14 protein-coding genes are annotated in these 11,314 nt (G+C 66.1%); 6 read left to right on the top strand and 8 right to left on the bottom strand.

Features of this window, described 5'->3' with window-relative positions; genetic code table 11:
* The 7 genes from ACLP25_RS06395 to ACLP25_RS06365 all read right to left on the bottom strand — a co-directional run.
* A partial coding sequence (locus tag ACLP25_RS06395) for an IS110 family transposase (protein ID WP_442468388.1) occupies positions 1-1,034 on the bottom strand: 1,034 nt, incomplete at its 3' end.
* A 49-nt stretch (positions 1,035-1,083) separates the two neighbouring features.
* Positions 1,084-1,413: a TadE family protein gene (locus ACLP25_RS06390; protein ID WP_442468387.1), complete on the bottom strand. Its 330-nt coding sequence runs from the start codon at positions 1,411-1,413 to the stop codon at positions 1,084-1,086.
* A gap of 56 nt (positions 1,414-1,469) precedes the next feature.
* Complete coding sequence (locus ACLP25_RS06385) at positions 1,470-2,114, bottom strand: TadE/TadG family type IV pilus assembly protein (protein ID WP_442468386.1); 645 nt, start codon at positions 2,112-2,114, stop codon at positions 1,470-1,472.
* 6 nt (positions 2,115-2,120) lie between these two features.
* Positions 2,121-3,062: a hypothetical protein gene (locus tag ACLP25_RS06380; RefSeq protein WP_442468385.1), complete on the bottom strand. Its 942-nt coding sequence runs from the start codon at positions 3,060-3,062 to the stop codon at positions 2,121-2,123.
* Positions 3,063-3,085: 23 nt separating this feature from the next.
* A complete protein-coding gene (locus ACLP25_RS06375) occupies positions 3,086-4,123 on the bottom strand; it encodes a TadE/TadG family type IV pilus assembly protein (RefSeq protein WP_442468384.1) in 1,038 nt (345 codons plus the stop codon).
* A 248-nt stretch (positions 4,124-4,371) separates the two neighbouring features.
* On the bottom strand, positions 4,372-4,533 hold the full coding sequence (locus tag ACLP25_RS06370; protein WP_442468383.1) for a Flp family type IVb pilin: 162 nt from the start codon (positions 4,531-4,533) through the stop codon (positions 4,372-4,374).
* A 294-nt stretch (positions 4,534-4,827) separates the two neighbouring features.
* Positions 4,828-6,105, bottom strand: coding sequence for a glycosyltransferase family 87 protein (locus ACLP25_RS06365; RefSeq protein WP_442468382.1), 1,278 nt, complete (start codon positions 6,103-6,105; stop codon positions 4,828-4,830).
* A gap of 283 nt (positions 6,106-6,388) precedes the next feature.
* On the opposite strand from ACLP25_RS06365, the gene ACLP25_RS06360 reads away from it, so the two are divergent.
* The 4 genes from ACLP25_RS06360 to ACLP25_RS06345 all read left to right on the top strand — a co-directional run bounded on the left by ACLP25_RS06360 (position 6,389) and on the right by ACLP25_RS06345 (position 8,711).
* The gene (locus tag ACLP25_RS06360) at positions 6,389-7,099 is read left to right on the top strand and encodes a response regulator transcription factor (RefSeq protein WP_442468381.1); all 711 of its coding nucleotides are present in this window, start codon (positions 6,389-6,391) and stop codon (positions 7,097-7,099) included.
* Positions 7,096-7,575 carry a Crp/Fnr family transcriptional regulator gene (locus ACLP25_RS06355; RefSeq protein ID WP_442468380.1) on the top strand — a complete coding sequence of 160 codons (480 nt, stop codon included), beginning with the start codon at positions 7,096-7,098 and terminating at the stop codon, positions 7,573-7,575. The genes ACLP25_RS06360 and ACLP25_RS06355 overlap by 4 nt, the downstream gene beginning before the upstream one ends.
* Positions 7,572-7,994, top strand: coding sequence for a metallopeptidase family protein (locus ACLP25_RS06350; RefSeq protein ID WP_442468379.1), 423 nt, complete (start codon positions 7,572-7,574; stop codon positions 7,992-7,994). The genes ACLP25_RS06355 and ACLP25_RS06350 overlap by 4 nt, the downstream gene beginning before the upstream one ends.
* A 150-nt stretch (positions 7,995-8,144) precedes the next feature.
* The gene (locus ACLP25_RS06345; RefSeq protein WP_442468378.1) at positions 8,145-8,711 is read left to right on the top strand and encodes an HNH endonuclease; all 567 of its coding nucleotides are present in this window, start codon (positions 8,145-8,147) and stop codon (positions 8,709-8,711) included.
* A 67-nt stretch (positions 8,712-8,778) separates the two neighbouring features.
* On the opposite strand, the gene ACLP25_RS06340 is transcribed toward ACLP25_RS06345, so the two are convergent.
* Positions 8,779-9,519 (bottom strand): peptidoglycan-binding domain-containing protein, encoded by a 741-nt coding sequence (locus ACLP25_RS06340; protein ID WP_442468377.1) that lies wholly within the window; start codon positions 9,517-9,519, stop codon positions 8,779-8,781.
* A 239-nt stretch (positions 9,520-9,758) separates the two neighbouring features.
* On the opposite strand from ACLP25_RS06340, the gene ACLP25_RS06335 reads away from it, so the two are divergent.
* Entirely contained in the window at positions 9,759-10,304 is a 546-nt protein-coding gene (locus ACLP25_RS06335) for an RBBP9/YdeN family alpha/beta hydrolase (protein WP_442468376.1), read from the top strand.
* A gap of 135 nt (positions 10,305-10,439) precedes the next feature.
* A partial coding sequence (locus tag ACLP25_RS06330; RefSeq protein ID WP_442468375.1) for a metallophosphoesterase family protein occupies positions 10,440-11,314 on the top strand: 875 nt, incomplete at its 3' end.

The following is an 11,314-nucleotide window of genomic DNA, read 5'->3' as shown; positions in this document are numbered from 1 at the left end:
TAGGCGGAGACGAGGATTTTGTGAGCGATGGCGAGCGCCGCGCGCAAAGCGCCGCGGCGGGCCTTGAGGCGATGGAATTTATCTTTGAGATAGCTGCCTTTGGTTCGTGCGGCGGAGATGGCGGCGCTGACCAGGATGGTGCGGAGGTGGATGTTGCCCTTCCGGGCCCGGCCGCTCTTCTGCCTGCCCGCACTCTCATGACTGCCGGGACAGACGCCGGCCCAGGCCGCCAAGTGATAGACGCTCAAGAATACGCTCATGTCGACGCCGATCTCGGCGATCAGCACGGCCGCAACCAGCCAGTCGACGCCCGGAATCTGCATCAGGAGCGCGTGCTGCATGCAATAGGGCTCAAGCCGCTCGCCGATGCGCAGGTCGAGCGCTGCGATGTCCGCCTCGATCGCTTCGAGCCGGCGCAGCTGCATCGCCAGGAGGAAGCGGTGATGCTCCTCGATCCGCCCGTCGAGCGCCAGGATCAGATCGGCGCGCTTGCGGCGCAACTGGCCCTTGGCGAGATCCGCCATCGCCTCGGCCGAGGCCTCGCCCTCGATCAGCGCCCGGAGCATCGCGCGGCCGGACACGCCGAAGACATCGCTGGCGACGCTCGCCAGCTTGATGTTGGCGGTCTCCAGGAGCTTCAGGAGCCGGTTGCGTTCGGCCGCCTGGCTCTCCACCAGCTTGCGGCGGTAGCGCAGCAGCTCGCGCAGCTCCCGCAGCGGCCGGGGCGGCACGAAGCTCTTGGCGATCAGGCCGTGTCGCACCAGATCGGCGATCCACTCGGAATCCTTCACATCGGTCTTGCGCCCCGGCACGTTGCGGATGTGCCGGGCGTTGCCGACGATCAGTTCGAAATGCCCCTCCAGGACGGCATAGACCGGGCGCCAGTAGACGCCCGTGCTCTCCATCCCAACGTGCGTCACTGCCGCCGCCCTCAGCCAGTCCCCCAACGCTTCGAGGTCCCGCGTCACGGTGCGAAACGTCCGCACCTCCTTGGTCGGTTGCGCTCCAGGCGCGCCGACCAGAAGGCACGCCACGACCGTCTCCGCACGTCCAGACCACAACACCGCTCAAGGATCGCTTGCATCATCGCCTCCTTCCGTCAGAAGGCGACCGTGACGCTGCAGGTACGTTCGAGACACTGCCATGCGTGCTCCCCGTTCCCGAGGGCGACAAAGAATGGCGCCTCAACGCAGCGCGGGCCGGACTGCTTATCGGGGTCGCGAGCCACCGCAGAGTTGTCAGCCTCAACACGATCGCCCGTCGTGAGGCTCCAACAAACCGGCCCGCGCCGCCACCATTTTCATCCATAATGGCGCGCCGCAGGCGCTGGTTGGCTCCCAACAACAAGGTGATGAACAGCGGCACGGTCAGCGCGAACTCGACTGCGGCCGCGCTGCGTTCGCACGAACGCATCTTCCGCCCTGCAACCCCGATCCGCAGTCTCCGCATCCGTTGTCCGAACGAATGCCTCACTGGGCCTGCACCACGGAGGACGTCGTGAAGGTCTGCGAAGGAATGAGACCGTTCGATCCGAACATGGACGTGAACGGGACGGACGCCGCGATCGTCACAAATTTGCCCGCGATTCCGCCGCCCGAGCACGTCGACCCGCAGGTCGCGCTCGATCCCCAGTTCACCCCTCCGCCCGACGCAGGCGTCGGACAGTAGCAACTGTCAGCCGGACTCGACGACCCGCTGAGCGTCAGAACGCCGCCCGACAAAGCGGCGCTGGGCCCGTTGTTGACGGTGACGATCGCGTTGGCCCAATTCGCGGCCTGAGCGCTGGACAGAATGTTTCCAAGCGCCTGCGCAAGCGACTGCCCTTGGGTCGAGTTCACGCTCGACGCGTTGAGGATCGCGTAGTCGGCCGCAGCGGACACGGCCCCGTTGAGGGCGAACCTGTCGTATATCGCCGTGCCGAAATCGACCGTGCCGATCAGCAGAAGCAAAAGCACCGGCGCGATCATCGCGAATTCGACGACGGCTGTTCCCTGCTCGTCCGCCGGCCGCTCCGTCGCCAAGACGATCCAGTGTCGAGAGCCCTGCGCAGGCTTCCGCTTTTCCGTTGTGACGCGAACCGCAAACATGTCCGTCACGCGCTCCCGCGCATTCAAGACCCGCTACTCCACCAGGACCGGCGCCCCGTTCCCGCCCGCGCTTCCTGTCGTCGGGAGCGCGCACTGCGCCAGGTCGTTGATCGACGTCCCGCCGCTCAGCGTGACGGCCGTGGCGACGATTTCGAGGCACTGGTTGGCGCCATTGCTGGCGCTCGAGCCGCCGCTGAGCGTCATTGGACCGTTGGGGAAGTAGAGCGCCCCGCCGATCGTCGCCGACCCGCCCTCGTTGAGCGTGATCCCGGCGGTCGTAGAGGTCGACAGCGGCCCGACGATCGCGACGTTCTGATACGTTCCCGAGGTCGGAGCCGAGATCGTCACCCCGCTGAAACCGGCGCTGACGTAAAGGGCCGGCGTCGGCGACCCGGACGGCGGCGTTACGGCCTTCGGCGAAGAGCCGGTGACTGCGATCGTGACGTTCAAACCGTAAACGCCGACGTTGGCGTTCACGCCCTGGCACCACACGTCGCCGCCGCCGTTGACGCCGAGCCAGAAGTTCCCGGCGATCGCGTAGAGGCCAGATCCGAGCGTGAGGCCGCCGGCCAGCGACACGGTGCCGTTGATGTCGTGATTGGTCGCGGCCGGCAGGGTCGTGCACGCCCCGCCGCTCTCGTACAGGTCGCCGACCGCCTGAAACACCGAGTTCGAGCCGGTCGCGTCCGCGAAGGTCGTTTTCGCCCCACCGCCGACGTTGAGGGCATACCCGTTGCTCGACGGGCCGATCTGGTAGCTGTTGGTCGACCCGCCGCCAAGCGTGATCGTCTCGCCGCCGCTGTTATAGATCCCGGACGTCAGGACGAATGCGCTCGGCCCGCCGAACGTCAGGGTCGTCCCGGTGTGGCAGATCGAGTAGTTGGCGCCCGAGCATGAGGGCCCCTTGCCGATGTTGAACGCGCCTGCGCCGAAAGCGGTCGTCGATCCGCCGCCCGTGACGAGCCCTCCGGCCATGTTGAAGGTCCCCGGACCGAAGCTCAAAGACGTCCCGCTATTCGTAACCGCTCCCGAAAAGTTGTAGGTCGTCGAGGCGGACCCGCACGTGTTGAAATTGACGGTGATGCCGCCCCCAAAGACACCGAGCCGAAACTGTAGGTCCCGCCGGAAGGGCACGTCAGGGTCCAGGTCGGCGACGACCACGTCGCGGCGCATCCGGCCGAGCGCGCCTCCGCAACCGCCTGGTTCGACCAGTCGAAGGTGATGTTGGTCCCGCTTGGCGGCGAAGCGATCGTCGGACTGGCGAGAGCTTCGTTTGCGACCGCGCGCGTATTGGCGGCGACGATCCCCGCATTGTCCGCCAGCGGGTCCGAATTCGAAACCTTCTGAACCGTCCCGACAATTCCTCCGGCGCAGCTGACCGTCGGCTTCGAGCCGGCGTAGTCCACATCTTCGGCGGTGATCGTGTCCCCGCACGGGACCGTCACCGACGCCTGCGAGGCGACCACGCACTTCGGCGCATCGATGCTGGTTCCGCCGGACAGCGTGACGCCGGCGCCCGACGAATTGAGCGCGAGGATGCACAATGACCCGCCAGAGCCTGCCGACGGGATTTCGGCGTAGGACGTCGGCGCGATTTGGACGCTTCCGCCAAACCCGACGACCTGGCCGAAGACGATCGGCTCGTCGGTGGTGATAGTGACCTGAACCGCCTGGCTCGTAGACGTGCGCGGCGAGGTCACGAGGTTCGCCGTCACCGCGGTCTTGGCGACGCCGTTCAGAACGGCGACATTCTGTGCCGCCGACTGCATGGACGTCTGGCTGCGGGTCGCGACGTAGGCCAGCGCGCCGGCATAGGCCGCTTCGTCGGCGACCCGCTGCGTTTCGTCCCGGATCAGGAGCCCATTCCCGAACTCGACGGCAAGGGCGACGAGACCGATGACAGCCGGAAGCGCCAGGGCCGCGACGATTGTGATTGCGGCCCGCTCGTCCGCAACCAGCTTTTCAGGGAATGACGCCGCCGACGCCGAAACCGCTGTTCGGCCGTCCTTCAAAAGCGTCCTCAAATGCTTCTTCATGGCCAGCCTCGTACTGTTGGCGTTCAGCCACGACCGCGCAAACCCGAGATACCCCCAAGGATTCCTGTGTCTATGCGGTTGTCACTCTCGCCTTGGCTTGCCAACACCGGAAGGTGAGAGGCCAGCGCGGCGCCAGTGGCTTGGCAAGGGAAGCCGCCGATCCCGCCGGCCACGGCTATTTGCGACGAGGTGTTGGCGGTTGTCGGAGTTGCGCCCCAATCCTGGCGCGCTTCCTCGCGCAATACGGTTTAGTGCAACGAGTTTCCGACTTCTCCGAAAACCGTGCTCACCTTGGTTCCGACGGTTTGGACCGCCGTGATGATCGCGACCGCGATGAGGCTTGCGATCAGCGCATATTCGATCGCCGTCGCGCCTTTGGTGTCCTTTGCGAAACGTTTGAACAGAGTCATGTCGGCCTCCTCGCCGTTGCGTGAAAGGAACGCGCCGGCCCGGAATGCACGCGGGAGCGACCTCGACACGCGACACGAACAATCTGCGGAGCAAGACACTAAATAATCGTTGCGGCGCTGATTAGCGCGAATCCATGGGAGTATTCGTGGTCACGGATTGAATAATGACCCTACGCAATTTCGATCAGACCATAGCTCTTAGAGGAATGTCCGGTCGGCATAGACTGATTTTATTCGTAAACGCTTAAGCCTCTAGCAATCGTAGAAAGCGCAAATTCTGTCCTTTCCACGCACTCATGGCGATGGCGCTGCTCCGCGGAGGCCGGACGTGGCGGCGTCTTCAGACTCGCCCATGAAGCGGGACGTTGGACCCGCTTCCGACCAAAACACTCTGGAGAGAATGCACAGCAGTATTGCGCCGATCACGGCAGGGGCGAGCGGCAATCCGAATGTTCCGGCGACTGTTCGGGAAATCAGAGGCAGCCCATAGCCGCACAGCACGAACGTCTTCTCATACGGGCGAAAGCCCGACTGCAAGCCCTGGTCCGTCAGCCAGGCAAGGGGAATGGCCAGGAGCGCCAAGTCGTAGTCAAGCAGGAAGGGGCTCGCCAAAAGGCAAGCGCAGACGACGGCGGCAGGCTCCGCCGACGAATGAAGCTCGCGTTTATGCAGGAGAAACAAAGCCGAAATCGCTCCGAACGCTGCGATCGCCTGCAATGCATAGCCGAGTTCGATTGAGCCGCCAAGGAGGCGAACCGCCGCAAAGACGCTCTGCATCTTCTCGTCGCCTATGAGATGATGCTCCAACGCCAGCCGGGCAATTCGGGCGTCTGAGAAGAAGCTCGCCCATGCGGTCGCCCCGAATGCAAGGTATGACGCCGCGCAGACCAAAAGCGCGCTGATCGTCGCCGCCGCGAGGGTGACCCAACGGCGCGCGCAGCAGAGAGAAAACGGCAGCAACAAGACAAGCTGCGGTTTGAACGCCAGGAGGCCAAGAATGAGACCTCCAAGCGCCGGCTTGCGATCCATCGCCACGAGCCCGGCGCCGAAAACCGCGCCGGCCAGGAAGGCGTTCTGCCCGTGCGCGCAATTGATCAAGACCGCGGGAAATCCGAGAAACGCGATTGGTTCGAGGCGAGGAAACATGCGCCTGACGACGAGCCAGTAGGCGTAACCGGTGACGGCGAGCCAGATCGCGAGCGACCACAAATAGGGAGCGAGCGCCAGCGGCAAGCAGATCAACAAGTAAGGCGGCGGATAAAAGAAGGCGGTGTATCCGAGCGGCGCGTCGACGAGCGAGCGTTGGGCCGCCCAGTGAGCTGGGATGCTCCAGGCCAGAGCCGGATGGCCGGCGAGCGCTAGCTGTGAGGCCGTCCAGAAGCTCACAAAATCCGCGCCGATCGGGTTGCCTTGCCTGTCGAGCCCGCCCGGGCTCGATGCAAGCCAAGCGATGCTGATCATGACGGCGAGCGAGAACAGGATTCGGGGGTAGGCGCGCGCCCTCTCGGCGTTGAGCCAGGCCCCATCGCGCAGCGCAGTCGCGACGAACGGGAAACGGGAGGTTGAAGGCATCGAGCGGTTTCGGGCGAGATCCCGGTCGTTCCGTGTAAAAGAGGACACTACGACCTTACTGTTAAGGTGGAGTTCCTCATGCGCCGCCGAAGCCTCGCGCGGCAAAGTCCCAGAAAATCGCCGTCTATGGCGCTCTCCGCTTGCCGAGGAACGGACGGTGACGCGCGCTCCGGACATCCCGCCGTACCGCCTCCCGGCAGCAACGGCTCCGGCCTCAGATCGCCGGTCCAGCCGGACATCCCCCGCACTAGCGGCGCGGCGGTTCAGCGGATACACTGCAGGCATGACACCGCGGCGAATCTTGATCGTGGACGACGACGCTGACCTGCGCACCGCGCTCGTGGAGCAACTCGCCCTGCATCCGGAGTTCGAGGTCGAAACGGTCGCCAGCGCCGGAGAAGCGCTCTCCAGGGCGTCGGATTCGGGCCCGGACATCGTCATCATGGACGTCGGCCTTCCCGACCTCGACGGCCGCGAAGCCGTCAAACTCTTGCGTCGCAACGGCTATCGCCGGCCGATCATCATGCTGACCGCGCACGATTCGGACGCGGACGCGGTGCAGGGGCTCGATTCGGGCGCCAACGACTATATCGGCAAGCCGTTCCGCTTCATCGTGCTGCTCGCCCGCATCCGGGCGCAATTAAGGCAATACGAGGCGAGCGAGGACGCGGAATTCCAGGTCGGCCCGTACACCTTCCGCCCGACGTCGAAAAATCTGGTCGACGCGAAAGGCGTCAAGCTGCGCCTGACTGAGAAGGAAGCGGCGATCCTGCGTTTCCTGCACCGGGCCGACCAGCAGCCGGTGCCGCGCGAGGCTCTGCTCAAGCACGTCTGGGGCTACAATCCCAACGTCACGACCCACACGCTCGAGACGCACATCTACCGCCTGAGGCAGAAGATCGAGGACAATCCGGCGGAAGCCCAGCTTCTTATCACCGAGGCCGGCGGCTACAAGCTGGTGGCCGCGGCGGGAGCCGGGGGGCGCTCCGGGTGAGCCTCGACGCCGACGTTGCACGGCTGGCGCGGACCCGTCCGTTCAGTTTGATGCCGCGCGAGGCGGTGCAACTCATCGCATTTTCCTGCGTCAAGCAGCGCCTTCGGGCGGGCGAATCCCTGTTCCACGCAGGCGACGAAGGCGACGCCGGGTATTTCATCCAGTCCGGTGCGATCCTCCTCGAGGACAAGAGCGCCGTCTCCGCAAGCCGCCGGGCGACGGCGGGCGCGCTGGTCGGCGAGAGCGCCCTCTACGCGCCGGCCGTCCGCCGGGTGGACGCGCGGGCCGACGAGGACACGGTGCTGACGCGCATCCCGCGCGAGACGTTCCGCCGGGTGCTGAGCGAGTTTCCGGAAGCGGCCCAAAAGGTCCGCGCCGCACTTGCCGAGCGCACCCGCCGCCTCGTCGACGGCCTCGACGCCGCCCGCGCCCGCTCGATCGACGCCGCCCCGCTGCGGCCGAGGGTCCCGACATGAGTCCATCCGAGCCGAGCGCCCTCGGACGCCTGCGGGCGCCGACGCTGGAGGCGATCGAAGCGCTGGCCGACGCCGCCTTTTCCCGCCTGCCGCAGCAGTTCCGCGCCTTATGCGAGGGGCTCGTCATCCAGGTCGTCGACTTCGCCGACGACGAGACGCTCGACGAGATGGGTGCGGAAAGCGAGTTCGACCTGCTCGGCCTCTTCCGCGGGCACGGCCTCCCGCATCGCGGCGCAATCGACGAAACCGGGCAATTGCCCACCATGGTCTGGCTCTACCGCCGCCCGCTGCTCGACTACTGGTGCGACGGAGAGGACACGCTGGACGAGGTCGTCACCCACGTGCTGGTGCATGAGATCGGCCACCATTTCGGCCTCTCGGACGCGGACATGGAATCGATCGAGCGCCAGGCGCGGTGATTCGCCGGGGCCGCGTGCGGCGGCGCGCGGCAAAGGCCCGGAAACCGCTGGATTTCGGCGCCTTCACAAGGGTGTCACGCTAGCTGTAGAGTAAAGGCGCGGTCGGGTGCGGTCCGGCTTCGTTGCCATATGGAGGTACGGAGCGTTCTCGTGACTGTTCATGTTCAAGCGCTGTCGCCCGGCAACTGCCCGGCTCTCGTGTTGAATGCGGACTTTCGGCCGCTGAGCTACTATCCCCTGTCGATCTGGTGCTGGCAGGACGCGATCAAGGCGGTGTTCCTCGATCGGGTCAACATCCTCTCCGAATACGACACGCTGGTCCGGAGCCCCTCGTTCGAGATGCGGCTGCCCACGGTCGTGTCGCTGAAGAGCTACGTGAAGCCGACGCGCTTCCCCGCTTTCACCCGGTTCAACGTTTTCTTGCGCGACCGCTTCACCTGCCAGTACTGCGGGGAGCGCGAGGAGCTTACGTTCGACCATGTCATTCCCCGCTCCAAGGGCGGCGTGACGAGCTGGGAGAATGTGGTCGCGGCGTGCTCGGTCTGCAACCTCAGGAAGGCGGACATGCTGCCCTCGGTCGCCCGCATGTGGCCGGCGACGGAGCCCTACCAGCCGACGGTCCACGACCTTCACCAGAACGGCCGGCTGTTCCCGCCGAACTACCTCCACGACAGCTGGATGGACTACCTCTACTGGGACAGCGAGCTCGAGGAGTGACCGCTCCGGCGGCCCGTGTTTGCGCGGAAAGTCTTTTGGACTTTTTGGGCGACGGTTCGCGCCCGGTTCACTGTCCGAATCCGCCGTTGAACGCCGCAGGACGCCCCGGATGCGGCGTCGCGCCGGAGACGGGCAGTCCCGCTTGCCTGCACCAGGCCGGTGTGCCGTTGCAGGTGGGCGCCGCAGCGGGCGCCTCCGGCGCTGAAGCCGGGGCTGATCTTTTCGCGACATGCCGGACGGGCGCCTTGGCGGGCTCTTTTGCGACACGCGGCGCCGGCCTTGTCGCCTGCACGGGCCTGGACGCCGCGGGTTTGGCCGCCTGCGCCGGGGGCCTCGTCGCCTGCGCGGGCGCCGGCGCCGCCTGCGCTCCCAGCAGCTTCAGATACGCGTCCTCGCTCTCGACCCGCAGCTCCGCCCATTGCAGCGGCCCCAGAAAGGAGCTCAGCGCGACTCCGCGGCTCTTCTGCCATTCAGTGATGGCGAAGCGGGTCGGTTCGTCAAGCGTCCCGGTCGGAGGCCCCTGGTAAAGGCCAAGCGCCTTCAGGCGCTCTTGGATCTCCGCCTGATCAGCCGGCGTGAGGTTCAGCGCCTTCTCCGTGTCGACCGTGCCGATCTCCGCTTGCCAGTCGGGCTGGGCCGGTCCAGCCGACGGGCCGCCGCCTTCGGCGAAAGCCGGACGGAGCAGAAAAACGACGCCCGCCACCACGCACATCGCTTTCAGAAGGCGGACAAAACGGTTGGCGACGGGGACTCTTGCCCGATTCCATGCGGACGGACCGCCCACCCCGTCGAAACGCTTCGGAATCACGTCTTCCGCCTCTCCTTCGGCCACGAGTCCTGGACCAATGCGCCCCAAACGCGCTTCCGGGATCGCGCTCGCTTCCACGCTTTCTTGACGATTCCCGTTCGAAATCCGCCGGCCCGCAGGCGGGAGCGGATAAGGTGCGCCAAGGTCTTGTCTTTCGCAAGGCGGGAGGCAAGCCCGCGGCCGGTCCGGCGCCACAAAAGAGGCGCGCATGGGCCGCGGGCCCGTGGTAAGGGGCGCCGATGCGCATCGCCGATTTCGACGTTCTGATCGTTCCCCGTCTCGGCGGCGCCGGGGATGGGGATTGGCCCAGCCGATGGCGGGCCAAACTTTCCACCGCGCGCCTCATTGTCCCGAGCGATGCGGGCGCAACCGGGCGGAAGGCGTGGACGGACGCGATCGCCGAGGCCGTACGCGCGGCCAGGCGGCCGGTGCTGTTCGTCGGTCACGGCCTCGGCGCCGCCGCCGTCGCCAGCTCGGCTTTCGCGCTCGGCGGCGCGGACGTCCGCGGCGCCTTCCTCGTCGCCCCGACCGACCGCGCCGGGCTCGAACGGATCGCGGGCCCCGGCTGGTCCGTTCCGCGCGCGCCTCTGCCCTGGCCAAGCGTGGTGATCGCCAGCCGCAACGACGCGGACAGCGGCTACGACGAAGTCGCGGCTCTCGCGGCCGACTGGGGCGCGGAGCTGATCGACGCCGGCGCCGCCGGCGGCCTCGACGCCCTGAGCGGGCACGGTCCCTGGCCGGAGGGCCTGATGCGACTCGCGGGCTTCATCAAGAAGCTTCCGTGACGGCCGCGCGTCGCAATAGGCCGGAAACGGCCCGCGCTGGATATTTACTAGTACGATATGGACATATTGCCGTTACACCTTTCGTTCTCTGATAAATCTGCAAAAGGCGTAATCGCCAAAAGTGAGGGAACGTCCATGACCCGCTCGCCGCACCATCGCAAGAAGAAGAGCCCGCCAGCGCCGTCGGCGCCGCCGCCGATCGACAACACGGATCCGACGCCGGTCGACCGGCCGGTGTTCGGCCAGCCGACGCCGACCGCGGACCCAAAGGAATTCCGCGTCCCCCATCCGTCCGACAACGCGGCTTATGCGAAAATCGACGCGCTCAATGCGGCGCACAAGCTCAATCCCCTGCCCTTCCCGGCGCCGCGCGGCCTTCCCGAGCCGCGGCTCACGCTGGCGCAGGTCTTCGGTCCCGACGGCGACGCGCTGGCAAAGCAAATCGAGTCGTCCGGTCGCCTCGTCTTTCATGCGGTCGGCGACACCGGATCGGTGAAAGGGCCCGAGAACCAGGACCTCGTCGCCGACAAGATGGTCGCGGACTTCGACGACGAGGTGGCCGAGAACCGGCCTCAGTTCTTCTTTCACCTCGGCGACGTCATCTATAATTTCGGCGAGCGTCAGTATTACTATGATCAGTTTTACGAGCCTTATCGCGATTACCCCGCGCCGATCCTGGCGATCGCCGGCAACCACGACGGCATGGTCGCTCCGGGCGTGACCACGCCGTCGCTCGAGGCCTTCCTCGACAATTTCTGCGCGACCGATTTCGAGGTCCGGCCCGAGGCGGGCGGCCTGTCGCGCACGGCGCAGATCCAGCCCGGCGTTTTCTTCACCTTCGAGGCGCCGTTCCTCCGGGTGATTGCGCTCTATTCCAACACCCTCGAGGACCCCGGCGTCATCGCCTCGCCGGAGATCGGCGACTCGCAGCTGACATTCCTCGAGGCCGCGCTGAAGCGCATCAAGAAGGAGAAATACGACGGGGCGCTCGTCTTTGCGCATCACCATCC

Origin of the sequence: Roseiarcus sp. (genome assembly GCF_052145395.1) — a bacterium.
GTDB lineage: Bacteria > Pseudomonadota > Alphaproteobacteria > Rhizobiales > Beijerinckiaceae > Roseiarcus.
This window is presented reverse-complemented; position numbering and strand designations above follow the sequence as displayed.

Excerpts from the sequence above, each read along its gene's own strand:
- ACLP25_RS06390 (WP_442468387.1), bottom strand. The coding sequence starts at position 1,413 with ATGCGTTCGTGCGAACGCAGCGCGGCCGCAGTCGAGTTCGCGCTGACC.
- ACLP25_RS06380 (WP_442468385.1), bottom strand. The coding sequence starts at position 3,062 with ATGGCCGGAGGGCTCGTCACGGGCGGCGGATCGACGACCGCTTTCGGC.
- ACLP25_RS06375 (WP_442468384.1), bottom strand. The coding sequence starts at position 4,123 with ATGAAGAAGCATTTGAGGACGCTTTTGAAGGACGGCCGAACAGCGGTT.
- ACLP25_RS06370 (WP_442468383.1), bottom strand. The coding sequence starts at position 4,533 with ATGACTCTGTTCAAACGTTTCGCAAAGGACACCAAAGGCGCGACGGCG.
- ACLP25_RS06365 (WP_442468382.1), bottom strand. The coding sequence starts at position 6,105 with ATGCCTTCAACCTCCCGTTTCCCGTTCGTCGCGACTGCGCTGCGCGAT.
- ACLP25_RS06360 (WP_442468381.1), top strand. The coding sequence starts at position 6,389 with ATGACACCGCGGCGAATCTTGATCGTGGACGACGACGCTGACCTGCGC.
- ACLP25_RS06350 (WP_442468379.1), top strand. The coding sequence starts at position 7,572 with ATGAGTCCATCCGAGCCGAGCGCCCTCGGACGCCTGCGGGCGCCGACG.
- ACLP25_RS06335 (WP_442468376.1), top strand. The coding sequence starts at position 9,759 with ATGCGCATCGCCGATTTCGACGTTCTGATCGTTCCCCGTCTCGGCGGC.